This is a genomic window from Synechococcus sp. R55.2 (genome assembly GCF_047462075.1).
In the GTDB taxonomy this organism is placed as follows: domain Bacteria; phylum Cyanobacteriota; class Cyanobacteriia; order Thermostichales; family Thermostichaceae; genus Thermostichus.
In genome coordinates, this window is sequence record NZ_JANSIH010000447.1 from 1 (window position 1) to 13,924 (window position 13,924).

The 13,924-nt window shown below is 56.0% G+C and carries 16 protein-coding genes and 1 tRNA gene; 6 read left to right on the forward strand and 11 right to left on the reverse strand.

The window, feature by feature from the left end; genetic code table 11:
* Positions 1-1,632 (reverse strand): DUF1156 domain-containing protein (locus NW838_RS15185; protein ID WP_414428328.1); only part of this gene is annotated, 1,632 nt, incomplete at its 3' end.
* Between the two features lie 52 nt (positions 1,633-1,684).
* On the opposite strand from NW838_RS15185, the gene NW838_RS15190 reads away from it, so the two are divergent.
* Positions 1,685-1,924 carry a DUF433 domain-containing protein gene (locus NW838_RS15190; RefSeq protein ID WP_011433325.1) on the forward strand — a complete coding sequence of 80 codons (240 nt, stop codon included), beginning with the start codon at positions 1,685-1,687 and terminating at the stop codon, positions 1,922-1,924.
* On the forward strand, positions 1,924-2,094 hold the full coding sequence (locus NW838_RS15195) for a DUF5615 family PIN-like protein (protein WP_187147225.1): 171 nt from the start codon (positions 1,924-1,926) through the stop codon (positions 2,092-2,094). The genes NW838_RS15190 and NW838_RS15195 overlap by 1 nt, the downstream gene beginning before the upstream one ends.
* An 89-nt stretch (positions 2,095-2,183) precedes the next feature.
* Here the strand turns inward: NW838_RS15195 and NW838_RS15200 are convergent, their stop codons facing one another.
* The 6 genes from NW838_RS15200 to NW838_RS15225 all read right to left on the reverse strand — a co-directional run bounded on the left by NW838_RS15200 (position 2,184) and on the right by NW838_RS15225 (position 7,249).
* Positions 2,184-2,405, reverse strand: a complete 222-nt coding sequence (locus NW838_RS15200) for a hypothetical protein (RefSeq protein ID WP_011433323.1) — start codon at positions 2,403-2,405, stop codon at positions 2,184-2,186.
* A gap of 38 nt (positions 2,406-2,443) precedes the next feature.
* A complete protein-coding gene (locus NW838_RS15205) occupies positions 2,444-3,121 on the reverse strand; it encodes an anti-phage-associated DUF3780 domain-containing protein (RefSeq protein ID WP_083757646.1) in 678 nt (225 codons plus the stop codon).
* Positions 3,118-6,198 (reverse strand): anti-phage-associated DUF499 domain-containing protein, encoded by a 3,081-nt coding sequence (locus NW838_RS15210; protein WP_414357414.1) that lies wholly within the window; start codon positions 6,196-6,198, stop codon positions 3,118-3,120. The genes NW838_RS15205 and NW838_RS15210 overlap by 4 nt, the downstream gene beginning before the upstream one ends.
* 145 nt (positions 6,199-6,343) lie before the next feature.
* Complete coding sequence (locus tag NW838_RS15215; RefSeq protein ID WP_011433320.1) at positions 6,344-6,538, reverse strand: hypothetical protein; 195 nt, start codon at positions 6,536-6,538, stop codon at positions 6,344-6,346.
* Positions 6,539-6,608: 70 nt separating this feature from the next.
* A tRNA-Ser gene (locus NW838_RS15220) sits at positions 6,609-6,693 on the reverse strand.
* A gap of 85 nt (positions 6,694-6,778) precedes the next feature.
* Positions 6,779-7,249: a tetratricopeptide repeat protein gene (locus tag NW838_RS15225; RefSeq protein WP_238376725.1), complete on the reverse strand. Its 471-nt coding sequence runs from the start codon at positions 7,247-7,249 to the stop codon at positions 6,779-6,781.
* A gap of 237 nt (positions 7,250-7,486) precedes the next feature.
* On the opposite strand from NW838_RS15225, the gene NW838_RS15230 reads away from it, so the two are divergent.
* The gene (locus tag NW838_RS15230) at positions 7,487-8,119 is read left to right on the forward strand and encodes a DUF4384 domain-containing protein (protein ID WP_414330041.1); all 633 of its coding nucleotides are present in this window, start codon (positions 7,487-7,489) and stop codon (positions 8,117-8,119) included.
* 197 nt (positions 8,120-8,316) lie between these two features.
* On the forward strand, positions 8,317-8,712 hold the full coding sequence (locus NW838_RS15235; RefSeq protein ID WP_414330043.1) for a DUF4346 domain-containing protein: 396 nt from the start codon (positions 8,317-8,319) through the stop codon (positions 8,710-8,712).
* Positions 8,713-8,742: 30 nt separating this feature from the next.
* Here the strand turns inward: NW838_RS15235 and groL are convergent, their stop codons facing one another.
* The 4 genes from groL to NW838_RS15255 form a co-directional block, all read right to left on the reverse strand.
* Positions 8,743-10,362 (reverse strand): chaperonin GroEL, encoded by a 1,620-nt coding sequence (groL, locus tag NW838_RS15240; RefSeq protein WP_414357711.1) that lies wholly within the window; start codon positions 10,360-10,362, stop codon positions 8,743-8,745.
* A gap of 191 nt (positions 10,363-10,553) precedes the next feature.
* A complete protein-coding gene (locus NW838_RS15245; protein ID WP_414330048.1) occupies positions 10,554-10,880 on the reverse strand; it encodes a 30S ribosomal protein PSRP-3 in 327 nt (108 codons plus the stop codon).
* Between the two features lie 88 nt (positions 10,881-10,968).
* On the reverse strand, positions 10,969-12,084 hold the full coding sequence (locus tag NW838_RS15250) for an NAD(P)/FAD-dependent oxidoreductase (RefSeq protein WP_414428329.1): 1,116 nt from the start codon (positions 12,082-12,084) through the stop codon (positions 10,969-10,971).
* Positions 12,085-12,095: 11 nt separating this feature from the next.
* Positions 12,096-12,575: a GNAT family N-acetyltransferase gene (locus NW838_RS15255; protein WP_414330053.1), complete on the reverse strand. Its 480-nt coding sequence runs from the start codon at positions 12,573-12,575 to the stop codon at positions 12,096-12,098.
* Positions 12,576-12,727: 152 nt separating this feature from the next.
* Here NW838_RS15255 and NW838_RS15260 point away from each other — a divergent pair, with 152 nt between their 5' ends.
* Positions 12,728-13,438 carry a Uma2 family endonuclease gene (locus tag NW838_RS15260; RefSeq protein ID WP_414330056.1) on the forward strand — a complete coding sequence of 237 codons (711 nt, stop codon included), beginning with the start codon at positions 12,728-12,730 and terminating at the stop codon, positions 13,436-13,438.
* Between the two features lie 87 nt (positions 13,439-13,525).
* A partial coding sequence (locus NW838_RS15265) for a lysophospholipid acyltransferase family protein (RefSeq protein ID WP_414428330.1) occupies positions 13,526-13,924 on the forward strand: 399 nt, incomplete at its 3' end.

Sequence of the window (13,924 nt, forward strand, 5' to 3'; positions counted from 1 at the left end):
TACAGGAGAGTTTTTATATTCTGTATCTAATATTGTGAGTAATGAGTTAAAGGCTCTAGTCCCATACATCCATTGTGTGTTAAGTGCCTGGTTGTAAAATGTATTTGCAAAATTATCGCTTGCTCCTCCGACTTGCCTCCCCGATCCATCCTTTGCAATTCTTTTTTCAGAAGTAGCCCAAGGGGTCAACTTGCTACAATAGTTCGTGAGATTAGAATGTTTTACGAAAAGTGTTGCAGAAATAAAGCCTCCTTGTTGCAAGAGGTTAAATAAGAATCTAGAGAGGGTATAAATCTGTCGTGCCAAAAACAAATGATGCCAATAAGTCCAGCCCCGCTCCCAAATTGGCTGACTTGTATTGTATCCAGGTTCAATCGGCATATCGGGAACCAGACCAGCTTCTTGCCAAGCGGCGAGGTTTTCTCTAACGATTTGCTCTACTTTGCGCTCTCGTTCTAGGTCGGCGGGGGTGACGCTGGCAAAAAAGGTTTCTTGACGGCTTTTGCCCAAGGTTTTGGCGGTGATCCACTGAATGCAATACAGCCGTTCCTGAAAAATGTCGTCGGGGCGGGGCATAAAATCGTGTTTTTCCCAGCGGCGCAATTTGTTTCCCGTCGTGCCATCGGGCAAGCGGTAATCGCCGCGAATGGTTTTGATCGGCGTGCGGTATTCTTCCCCATCCAGCACGTACACCAAATCGCCCTTTTGCACCGTGCCCTTGGCGGCGGCGGTCATTTCCGCTTCGCTGACCCCGGATACAATTTCAATTTCAAAACGTTTTTGGTCGTAATTGGGGATTAACTTGGCCACCACATTGCGGGTTTTGCTAATCACCCAACTGGGAGCCATTGGCACCATCCAGCCGGTGTGGGGGCAACGGGTTTCTAGGCAGTATAGGTAGGCTTTGGCGCGGTTGCCGTGTTCATCATGCTCGATGCCCAGCTTCGTAATTTCCTGATCCACCGCTGCGGCTACTTCCCTTTGGGCTTGCTCAATTTCCCGGCGGGTGGCTTCATCTGCCCCCACGATATGCAACGCTCCCCAAGTGAGCATACAGGCAATGGGATTGAGGTCGCTGGCATAGACATCGCATCCCAGCCTTGCCGCCTCAAAGGGAATTTGACCGCTGCCGCAAAAAGTATCCCCCACTCGTGGGCGATGGCCAAACCGCAAGATCCCCAGTTGTTCCACCAATTCCGGGAAACTGTGGGCATTTGTCCCCAAATGTTGGTTCACCCGATCCCAAATGGGGCCGTAGAGGGTGGCATCGTCGCATTCTTCCGGGCGTTTGCAGAGTTCCAGTTTTTCCAGGTAAGAGCGTTGCGCCAATTTGGGTTTGTCCCGTGGCGATTTCAAACGCCGTTCCAAACTGCTGTCGGCGATGCCCATCAGCAATTCAAAAATTTCCAGATCGGCTTCCGGATCGTCGGTGGCGGGGAGCAAGGCCCCCAACACGCAGGCTTTGGCCAGGATCAGAGGTTTGCGCCCTTTCCAATAGCTCCCCAACGCCGTGAGGGTTTGGCCAGCCCCAGCTTTGCGTTCCTTTTGCGCTTCGGCGCTGATTTTTTGGGCAGGCAAGAGCCGCTCGATCAAACTCGGCTTATCTTTCCAAGCAAGGGGGATGATGGACAAGGGAGATCTCCGGCGATACCATCGATCATGGTAGCTCTTAGGGCCCTAAGCCGTGAACTGGGAAGACTATATTCATTCGGATCCCGATATTCTCTTGGGTAAGCCAGTTTTCAGAGGAAGTCGCCTATCGGTGGAATTTATTTTGGGGCTATTTTCGGCAGGCTGGACGGAAAAGCAGATTTTGGAAAACTACCCTACGCTGACTCCAGAAGCACTTAGGGCTATGTTTAGCTATATCCAAGAATGTATGCGTGAAATGAACTTCTACAGTTTTTCAGATAAAGTCAGTTGATGCAATTTCTCGTCAATGAAAATTTTCCACGCTTAAGTATCTGTCTATTGCGAGATGCTGGCTTAGATGTGGCATCGCTCTCAGAGGAAGCTCCAGGTACTAAAGATTTCGAGGTCTTGGCTAGAGCTGCACAAGAGAAGCGGATTATATTGACTTTTGATCGGGATTAGCGTCCTTTGTAAGTCTAGCTTGTCCAAATCTGGAATGGACTCTGGAAGAGCGTTAAACAACTTGCGAAACTGGGCAGTGGTGCGAGATTTCACAGTGTTTCGGGGTTTAATTCTTCCGTCTTGCCTGCTTGATACTCGGCTATTGCCTCGGCACCGAGTTTTGCTAACATATCCGCTGAAGAAGCAAAGGATTCTTCCCATCGCTGATCGTCTTCTAGCTCATCAAGAATCAGGCTGGCAATTGCATTTTGCTCCTCTGTGGGTAGAGCTTTTAACTTGCTAATCGCTTTCTCCAGCAGTTCTGTCATCATTTGCATTCTCCCAAATAGGCGGTTTTATCTAGTATAACTTAATCTCTTAGCTTTGTCGTGCCAATGGTTGCTTCACTATCCCAAAAGGGCGAGGGATCTTCTTGCAAGCAGGATAACAGGCTGAGTTGATCGGCTTCTACGGCTTCGCTACGCAAGCTATCGGAACAAGCTGGCTGGTATGGGCGCTTGACCGGAGTGGGCACACTCAGTTCCGTCAAGGGATTTTCTGTGAGGGCATAGCGCAGGGCTTTGCGCCAACCGATATTCCCGTGATCGACACCCCCTGTCGCCGCTGCTGTCATGGTGTAAAGCCACCAGCGCTCTTCTGGACGCAGCCCTCTCCAGTTGCGAATGGCATTGGGGATCGCCTCCGGTTTGGCCCGTTCTACTGCCCAAGCCAGCACCAGCAATTCCTTCCCCAGCAGACGTTCTACGAGGTTGCGGCCAGTTGTCCAACGGCTCGGATTCATTTTTTTCGCCCGCAGGCGGTCATTAAACTCTTGTTTGAGATCCTCAGCAATCTGGCTCCAGATAGACCGGCTGAGAACACAGCGCTCCGCAATGTCCGGCTGTCCGTTGATGCCCGCCTTGATGCCATAGACTTCGTAAATCAGCACAGGAGCGGTTCTGCCGGCAGGTATTTCGACCACAAAGTGGTGGGGATCAACGGTTTTGGGACAGCCGAACCCCACCGTCTCCCATTTTTTATCGCTCACTGCTCTACCTCTCCCGGCTCAGGATTGATTTCCAACCGATGCAAAAAGACTTCCAAATCGTGGCCGCTGCTGAAGCGTAGGTCGTCCAAGCGCAGACTCACCTCTGCCGTCTCATTGCCCAAAGCCTGACGTGCTATCGCAATAAACTGCTCAATGTCTTCCGCTTTTACCACCATATCGCTTCCAAACCGGGTGGTGATGGCTCGGTTCCCTTCCCCCACGGTTAGGGAGATCCCACCCGCCAGTTGCACACCCAAAGCCTTGCTCTGATTGATGGCCGTATAACTCGCCTTATTTCCTTGCAGGTTGAGGCGCTTGTGCAGCTTAGCCGGTTTGTTTTTGTCAATCACCGGCCCTTTTTGGTCGAGCGCCGGGATCGTGAAGTTGCGAGTGGTGCTCACCCCTTGATCTTCGGCGTAGGCATAGATGGTAACGGCTTCTGATCCCTCTAGTTCGATGGGGCCAGTGTAGAGGGTGCCTTCCCGTGAGTTAATGCCCGTGGTGTTCCAGCGAATTTGACCACGGGGTTTCACGGTTAGCTCTACGGTGCGCTTGCCGCCGCCAATACGAGGCTGGTGGGTGAGGGTCAGCGTATTCTTCCAAGCATAGACATCCCCTGTCTCGTGCCGGCCATCCGGGTCAATGGCGACAAACCACAGGGCAGTGGCATCGGTTGTCCAGATCGTATCGGGCACCACAGGGCTGTTGGCATCCACATTGGGCGTGTAGCTGTAGTGAACACGGCCATTTTTGCCCGCATCTCGAGGCAGAATTTCCAAGGTAGCCGTACCGGTGCGGTCATCGTATTCTCGCTGGGTGATGGCTACGGATGTGCGGGGGGGCGGAAAGGGCCCCTTTTCGATGTATCCATCTTCGGTGTACCGCCAGCGACCTTGGCTGACGGCTATCTGCCGCAGGGTATCCATTCCTTTGGGGGGCAACCAGGGCCAGCGCTCGTTGGTGATGGTGCGGGAAACCACGTCTCGCCAAGGGATCCGCCGCTCTCCCCCTGCCGGCCACAACAGGTCTTCTGCTCGCGACAGCAACGCCTCGGCATTGGCTTCCACATCGACATACAGCTTGGATGCACCGACATCGGATAGGGCTTTTTCGATCTGCTCTTCAGCATGGAAGGTATTGCCCGTAAAGGTCATGGAGAGCTTGGTAGGAGTCAGTTTGCCCTTGATGGGGTAATAGACCCGATTGAACAGGCTGACCACAGTGGCGTTAAAGTCGTAGGCGGCTTGTTCGGCCTCTTCCTCCAGTTCTGCTTTGTGGGGGGATTTGTCTCCACCGGTTTCTTCCAGTACTCGGGCAACGGCCCACAAACGACGGGTTTTGTCTTCTAGGCTGGCCAGATTGGAGCCATCTCCGGTAACCACACAAAAGTTGTTCTTCTCGGGAACACTTTCCCAAAACTGCTGGGCCTCTTCTGGGGGTGTTTTGCTGTCTGGGCTGAGTACCAGGCACACCCGCGGGCCATTGAGGCGAATCTCATCAATTTTGGGCAGGGCTTGCACCTCTTGATAGGCAATCCGCCGTTGGGGTCGGAAAATTTCTTCCAGCCGCCGCTTCATTTCCGCATCAATTTTCGGCTGGGGAGCGTTGCGGGCACGGCTATCAATGCGCTTACGCAGGTTCTCGATGTTGGAAAAGTACCAAGCATCGTTTTCTTTGCGGTGCAGGTACCAGGCGTTGGCACGGAACGCTTGAAAAGCATCCTGAAATTCGCTGACATTCCGCTGAGGAGCTACTAGGTATTCCAAAAATTGCCCCTCGGTAAAGCCTTTCACGGCATCAACTGATTCAGACAGAGAGGCAGTCAACAGCAGGGCAGCAATCTGACTGGCAGCATCATGGCCCAGTTTTTGATCCACCAGTTCAGCGACAGCAGTGCCATTGGCCGCAATATCGTGGGCAATCGCTCCCTGTAGATTGCTGATTTTGTTGATCTCTTCCCGCACATCTGGGATGTTGAGGTTCAGATGCTGGCAACCGATCAGGTAGACATCGTTGCTGGGACGCTCCCATACCGACTGGATTATTTTTGAAACAAACTGCATCAAGCCGCGAGTTTGACGGTAGCTTTCGTTTTCCTTAAATAGGGCAATGATGTGCTTAACCGAAGGATGGAAAGGGTAAGAAGCATGAATTTCGGCGGCAATTTGTTCGGCAGTTTTGGCAATTGATTTGGCTCTGGCTGCATCTCCCAGCACTTTTGCGTAGGCAGAAGCAACTGCATCAATGGTTTGTACATTGGGCAGGGAGCTAAATAGCCGCTTGCGGAGAATGTCGTAAATTTCCGATGTGCCCAGGTCTACCGGTGTGATGGATCGCGCTTGGCGGTTGGTTTCTTGAGCGAAGTTACCGATTGCTTTTTGCAGTTCCCGTGAGGCTCCTTCGTAGCTGCCGGATAGGTTGGAAATGACAATGCAGCAGCGCTTTAACTTCAAGGCGGCACTCAGCAGGTTCGATAGGGCGTAGGTTGTCACTTGCGCCAATGTACCTCCGCCCACCATGCGGGTAATGGCGTAGTCGAAGTAGGGCGGCAGCTCGTCCAATAGAATGAGGGTGGGTTCATCTCCAATTAAATCAATCCAATCCTGCTCACTGGGGGCATCTGCTCCGTGCTGCCAAAATTTGACAAAAGCCTCTTCTTTCCCCAGTTGCCGGGCAATCTCTCCCCAAATAAACCGTTGCTCGAACTTGAGGCGTCCATTGATGGCAACCAGTTTAGCGTCGGCAAAAGGAGCATCTTGAGTGATGTCTGGCACAACCTCGGCACGCAAAGCGGCATCCCGCGCCAGCAACCCTAGGGCAATCATGGAGTGGGTTTTACCACCCCCCATCGCCTGTTTGAGTTCAAACACCGCTTGGTCGGAGCGACCTGCCAGCCGTTTGAGCCCCTGACGCAGCAACAGATCCATCCCGCGGGTAATGTGGTTTTTGGCGAAGAATGCCCGGGCATCCTCTGCTGTATGCTCGATAACATTCGACAGATTTTCAATTTGCTCAACTATGGCGTAGTTCAAGGCCATAGGATGAATTTGACAAACGTCTTTGACGGTGGGAATCATTGCGGCTAGCTCCTGCTACCCAAGATGGTGACCCTCTCTTCAACTAAAGGAACTGTGGGGGGTGTTTAGTATTTAGCAGAGCTGACACAGGCAGGCAAGGGTGGCTGTTCGATATTCATGTCCCGCCTTGTTTGGGATGCGACGGTCAGGATGGGGATCCCTCTGTGAGGATTTGGTTAACCTTTTCTGTCCACTGGGGATCTTCAGGTGCAATCACTATGCTCTTGGGTCGGGATCCCAGTTCCCGATAGATGGGCTCCACTGCGGGAGTGCCCCGCAACTGCCAAGCTATGTCTTTGAGCTGTTGAGTGGTCAAGGTCGATAAATCAAGGATGGTCATGTGGATAGCTCCCCCTCTGGGCCAGTGAATCTCTGTAGCTTCGACCCGTTGGGCTTTACCTCAAGATAAACGGAGAGGGTGGGATTCGAACCCACGGTGGCGTCAACCACGGCAGTTTTCAAGACTGCTTCCTTAAACCGCTCGGACACCTCTCCAAATTGCCGGGATCCCCAGGCTTTACTTATGTTACGCAATGGGTTTCTGGCTGTGCAATCGCTGCCGACCACAACCCCCACAGATTTACCCGCCACTGCCGCCGGAGACCTGAGTGGACGCCTGATGGTTGCGAATGGCCCGCTTGACCAAATTGAGGAAGGCAAAGGCCCGTTGGTCGGTGGGATCCAAGCGCATCACCGCTTGAAAGGCTGCTTCCGCCTGTTGCAGAACGGCCAGATCGATTTGTCCATCCTCATCGGCTTCCAGTTGGGCCTTTTGCAAGAGGAGGGCCCCTCGATTGTAATGGGCTGCCACATGGTTGGGATCTGCCGCCAAAACGGCTTCCAGCTCTGTCAGGGCCGGATCCAGATAGCCGCTCATGCCCAGTACCCAGGCCAGCTTGTAACGAGCTTCGGTATGGGTTGGATCGGCAGCAACCGCCTGGCGAAACGCTTGGATGGCAGCCTGGAAATCGCCCGCTTGTACCGCTGCGATGCCTTCTTGGTAGCTGTCGTGAGCCATGAGCAAGTTGGGGGTTGACTGGGAAGCTGGCATGAGGAAGGGATCCCTTACCTGTAGATTAACCCTTGCCAAACCGGTGGCTCCCAATTCCCATCCCAGGTACCGAGAACAGAGCCGTGCCCCCGCTGGTTTACCGTCTTTTCCCTCTTGGGGGTGCCATCTGCAGCAGGAGAAACTGCCGCGGCAAGAGATTGGAGATTGCGCAAAGCCTGACCCGCATAACCTGCGCCCCTTCCTAGGATGAACATAGCCATTGATTGGGTGTGAACCATGAATGCCAAACTGCTTTTCCTACCGCTGGCTTTGGGGCTGTCTGTGGCTCCGACCACCGCTGTTTTTCCGCAAACCCTAGGCATCTACCCTCCTTTACAAAGGCTGCAACTGGCCGATACTCGTCAGTTGGATGTTGGCACCCGCTCCATCATTGTCAACCCCGTTCCTTCCGACCTGCGGGTGAATCTGGAGCTGGATCGGCACGGGTCTAACCCCATCTACCGGCCTGGCGAGCCGATTGCCATTACCCTGAGCACCAACCGCGATGCCTACGTTTACCTGTTCAGCATCCAAGCCGATGGCCGTACCCATCTGATTTTGCCCAACCGCTTTTCCGGTGGCAACGAGTTTCTGCGGGCCGGAGAAGTGCGCACCTTCCCGCCGCCAGGGGCCAGCTACCGGTTGACCATCGCTCCACCCTTCGGCCAAGCCCAGGTGTTGGCGGTGGCATCCCCCCGTCCGCTGAACTTCCAGGAGATCGCCTCTTTCGAGCAGAGTGGATCCTTTGCCGATGTGCGGGTGCGGGGATCCCAACTGGGCAATGCCATTGCCCGCGCCATCATTGTCGAGGGGATCCCTTCCGACCAGTGGGTGACGGCCACCCGATTCTATCGGGTTGCCCCGCGCTAATCCAAGCTCTGAGACCTCAGGTGGATGGCCCGCACAGGATCCCCTTCATCGGGTATATGACCAGCCCCACCGTTCAAGCTGGGAAGGAAGTCAACCACCCCAAAGGCTGCCCAAAGATTGGGTTCATCTGCCACAATGAGAGCAGCCAAAGGTAGTCTCGGCTACGTTTCTCCTGTGCGGTTTTGGTCGGCCATTCTATGTCCCCTTCCTCCAAGCCCCTGAGCGAGCAGATTCGCAGCATTGACGACCATCTCTCCCGCCGCCCCCTGGATCTGGATCCGGCGGGCTATTTCGTCATCTACTTGGATCGGGAGCAGAACCTCATTTGCGCCAAGTACTACAGTACGGTGATCAACGAGCGGGGGCTGGCCACCGATCCGGAGACAGGAGCTGTGATCCCGGCAAAGGGCTCCGTCAACCGATCCCCTGAACGGGTGTACGTTGGGCGCACGGCCAAAGAACTGTGTGTGCAGATCTTTGAAAAGGAGCAGGAGAGAGTGGTCTCCCAGCTCAGCCATGCGGCCTACTTGGGAAGGGAGTTTCAAAAAGCCGAAGCTGCCCTGATCTCTGGCGAGGAGTACATCCAAGACTGATCCCTTCCCAGAAAGCTCACTTTCGCAAGACTACATCATCCCCTTAGGTGCAGAGCCAGCCGCCGGCTTGGGCTCAGGCTTTTCCACCACAATCGCTTCGGTTGTGAGGTACATTCCGGCTATGGAAGCCGCGTTTTGCAGCGCTGAGCGCACCACTTTGGCCGGATCGACGATCCCCTGGGCAAACATATCCACATAGGTTCCGCTCAGGGCATCGAAGCCAAAGGGCATCTCCTTCTCCAAAACCTTTTCCACCACCACTGACCCTTCCAGACCGGCATTGTGGGCAATCTGAAAGAGAGGGGCCTGCAAGGCTCGGTAAACAATTTCTGCCCCCACCTGTTCTTCGGCATTCAACTTGGCCTTGAAAGCCGGGATCCCTTTGGAGAGGTGCAATAGCGTCGCCCCGCCGCCAGGGACGATCCCTTCTTCCACCGCAGCTCGGGTGGCATTCAGGGCATCCTCAATGCGCAGCTTGCGATCTTTGAGTTCTGTTTCAGTGGCAGCCCCCACTTTGATCACCGCCACTCCCCCGGCTAACTTGGCGATGCGTTCTTGCAGTTTCTCGCGGTCGTACTCGGAATCGGTGGTTTCCAGTTGCTTGCGAATTTGAGCCACCCGCTTTTCCACCGCCGCTTTGGTGCTGCCATCGGTCACAATGGTGGTCTTGTCTTTGGTGACAGTGATCTTGCGGGCCACCCCCATCATGTCCAGAGTGACCTTATCCAACTTGATGCCCACATCCTCAGAGATGAGCTGCCCGCCGGTGAGAATGGCGATATCTTCCAGCATGGCTTTGCGCCGATCCCCAAAAGCCGGAGCCTTGACCGCCACCGCATTGAGTACCCCCCGCAGGCGGTTCACCACCAATGTGGCCAGAGCCTCTCCCTCCACATCCTCCGCAATGACCAGAAGAGGCCGACCCTCGCGGGCCACCCGCTCTAGGATGGGCACCAGATCTTGCAGGCTGGAGATCTTGTTGCTGGTAATCAGCAGATAAGCATTCTCATACTCGGCCACCATCCGCTCCGAGTCGGTGACGAAATAGGGGGAAATGTAGCCGCGGTCAAACTGCATCCCCTCCACCACGTCCAACTCGGTTTCCAGCGACTTGGATTCTTCGACCGTGATCACCCCATCTCGCCCTACAGCATCCATGGCCTTGGCGATCATCTCTCCCACTTCGCTGTCATTGCCAGCAGAGATAGTGGCTACTTCGGCGATGGTTTTACGGCCTTCCACAGGCTTGGCATGAGCTGCAATTTGCTCCACCAAGTAGGCAGTGGTCTTTTCAATGCCGCGCCGCAGAGCCACAGGGTTGGCGCCCGCCGAGATGTTTTTGAGCCCTTCCCGCACCATGCTTTGGGCCAGGATGGTGGCTGTGGTGGTACCATCTCCGGCCACATCGTTGGTCTTAGAGGCCACTTCCCGCATCAACTGGGCGCCTGTGTTCTCCAAAGGATCGGCCAACTCAATTTCCTTGGCAATCGTGACCCCGTCGTTGACGATTTGGGGGGCACCAAACTTCTTCTCCAAGACCACGTTGCGTCCTTTGGGGCCAATCGTAACCTTGATTGCATCCGCCAGTTGGTTGATGCCCTGCTCCAATGCCTTGCGGGCCTCTTCTCTAAACAGAATCCGCTTTGCCATAGAATCCGCGATCCTCGTAAGTCTGACTGGGCTCCTACTTTGGGTACTGCCAGGCGGAGTGGGGTTCCCAGGAATCCTCCGGCTCGGCTAGCAGGGAGTTAGCACTCTAAACTCCTGAGTGCCAATCTAGCCCAAAGACGGGAGCCTGAGCAAGATGGGGCAGATCCAGAGTCACGTTTTGGCTGAGAGGGCTAGGAGTTGCCGCCGATCAGAATGTCGGGAAACTGGGCCTGGGCTTCGCTGATGGGGCGGTTGCGCCCGCCGTTTTGCCAGTAGTTGATGAGTTCGGTGGCTCGGTTAAGCAGCTCGATGCGATCCACTTCGCTGATCCAAGTTTTGCTTTCCAGCTCAGCCTTAAGCTGCTCCCAAGCGTCATCCCGCGGCCAGAAAAAGTAGTGGGTGAGGGGGCTGCGGTTTTTGGCCACCACCTGATCGACGGCAATAGCCAAATCGTTTTCCAACCAGAGGGCTTTTAGGGCGAACTTCGGCAAGGCTCTCTTCTCCTTTGGGCTACTCAACGGACGATCCGATCCTAACCAGGCAGCCTTTCATTCTGACATATGTCCTGTCCATCGGCGGGCCGAGAGCCGGAAGATGGATACGGGCTCAGCCCTGTCTGGGGGCAAAGGGCCCTAGATCACAGAGGGCTGTTTCCCCTTTCAGTACCAAGTCCCGCAGGATGGCGGCGCTGATCGGGGCCAGCAACACTCCATTGCGATAATGGCCGGTGGCAATGAGCAGATTGGCGTAGCCAGGAGCCCAACCCAGGATGGGGGCGCGCTGTCCCACTGGTCGAGGCCGATGGCCGGCCCAATGATCCAACAAAGTTGCTTCGGCCAAAGCCGGGCAGAGTCGGATGGCGCGGGCCAGCAGATCTTGTAGCGCCAGCAGCGTCGGCTCGGGATGAGGGGCCTGAAATTCCACTGTTGCCCCCACCCACAGGGATCCATCGCCCAAAGGAACCAGATGCAGATCCGCGTCGGTGACCACGGGCCCCAGGGGGATCCCGGGAGCTCTGACCCGCAGGGCCTGGCCTTTGACCGCTTGCAGGGGCACCTGCAACCCCAGCTCTTTGGCCAGAGGGGAGCTGCCCAGACCTGCCGCCAGAATGACGTGACCTGCCGAGAGGGTGAGAGCGGGCGTGTAAACCGTTTGCAGGCGAAAGGGGGGATCCGAGCTGCGCTGAATCTTCTGGACAGGCTGGTGGAAGAAAAAGCGGGATCCCTTGCGTTGGGCTGCTTCCAAGAGAGCCTGGGTTAGGAGCTTGGGCTGGACTTGTCGATCCTGGGGAGAGTAGATGGCCGCCGCCAGGTCGCTGCGCAGGCCGGGCTGCAGGGATCCCACTTCGGCAGGGCTGAGCAGATCTAGGCGGTAACCTGCTTGTCGGCGGGCCGCCAGGGTCTCTTGCCAAGCTTCCACTTCCTCCTCCCTGAGGAGTTTGAGAATGCCGCGCCGATTGACGGGCAAACTCCGGCCCAGGTCTTCCTCCAGCCGCGCGATTAGGGGATCGAACAGCTCCAGGCTTTTTAGACGCAACTGCACCACCTCCCCGCTAGGCTGGCGGCTGCAGATCCCCATCAACACCCCCAGCGACGCGCCCGCGGCGCCTGAGGCCGGCTCCCCGGCATCCACTCCAATGACCGACAGCCCAGCTGTGGCCAATTCGTAGGCAATGGCACAGCCCACCACTCCACAGCCAATCACCAACGCATCACAGTTCAACAGCCCGACCCTCAACGGAGACGCTTTTCGTAGTGATACTCCACAGAGTTGCTGCGATCGTGCAATTCACGAATTTCCGGCAGACGCACATAGCCGAGCCGCTCATAAACCCGATGAGCCGTCGTGAAGCGAGTATCTGTCCACAGATGCAGAGAGTCCGCCTGCTGCTGCCGAGCCGCAAATTCGGCCTGTTCAATCAAACGCCGACCCAAACCCCGACCGCGCACTGCGGGCAGAGTGTAGAGTTTTTTCAGCTCCATGCGCCCAGGGATCCCATCGGGCACAAGGCCGACACAGCCGACCACTTGATCCTGATGCTGCGCCACCCAAAGGGATCCCCCCATCTCCGCGAAAGCTGTGGCAGGCTGAAGCAACTCCGGCACCTCTTCGATGTCCAATACACAGCCTGGATACTCCGCAAAGACCACTTGCAAAATGTGGAGCAGAGCCGCACTGTCCGAGTTTTCCGCAGGACGGATGTCGATCTGCATCGAGCAGCGAAGAAAAAGAAATCATCGTTAAGTAAAGCTTTCTCGATTGTACCTGGGCTTGCTCGAGGACTCTGTTTTCTCTGTTTCTCAGGGAGCAGAGGATCCCTGAGGTGAGCGGCTAAGATCACTGGCATCCCCACCCCCATCTGCCCATGGATACTGAACTGCTGGTTCCCGACGTTGCCGACCTTGTGACGGAGGACGATACCCCGGTGGATAATTTCGCCTCCGAAAAGCAGCAGCGCCTCTTGACAGGGGCTCTCTACAGCGCTTTGCGCGGCAAAACCTTTTTAGCAGCGGCAAATGTAGGCATCTACACCGCCATCGGTCGGCCCCCGATTGTGCCGGATGTTTTTCTCAGCCTGGACGTCACGGTGCCGGAGCAATGGTGGGAGAAGCAAAACCGTTGCTACCTGCTCTGGCAATTTGACAAGCCGCCGGATGTGGTGATCGAGATCGTCTCCAACCGCGAAGGCGACGAGCTGGAAGGCAAGCTGAGCCGTTATGAGCAGATGCGAGTTAGCTACTACGCGGTCTTCGATCCCAATCATGAGCTGGGGCCAGAGGAGTTGCGCATTTTCGAACTGCGGGGCCGCCACTACGCGGAAATGACCGAGACCTGGCTAGAACAGGTGGGGCTGGGCCTGACGGTGTGGGAAGGCGTTTTTGAGGGGAAACAAGCTCGCTGGCTGCGCTGGTGTGATGCCCAAGGGCAGTTGCTGCTGACCGGCGATGAACGGGCTGAGTTGGAGCGGGAACGGGCCGAGCAAGAACGCCAAAGGGCGGAGCGAGAACATCAACGGGCGGAGCGTCTGGCGGCAAGATTGCGGGCTTTGGGTGAGGATCCCGATTTGGAGAGCTGAAGCCCAGGGATCCCCTTCAGCACCCACCCTCCACTACACTCAGAGAGGGAACTGCTGCCGGAGTGGCAGGGATCGTTGGACTCACAGATGGGTTATCGCCGCCGGGATTGGTTGGCCTACTGGCTGCTCAAGTGGCTGGTGGTCAACCCCTTGTTTCGGGGACTGTATTTTGGGCGCACCTATGGGCAGGAAAACGTGCCTCGCCAGGGATCCCTCATCGTCGTCAGCAACCACGCCAGCCATTTGGATCCGCCGCTGGTGGCCAATGCGGTGCGCCGCCCGGTGGCCTTCATGGCCAAGGAAGAGCTGTTTCAGGTGCCGGGGCTGAAGCAGGTGATCCAGCTCTACGGCGCCTACCCGGTCAAAAGAGGCGGCTCTGACCGCGCTGCCCTGCGGGCCACGGAAGCAGCTTTGGCGCAGGGATGGGCGGTAGGGATCTTTTTGAATGGCACTCGTACCCCCGATGGCCACATCTCTCTCTTATAC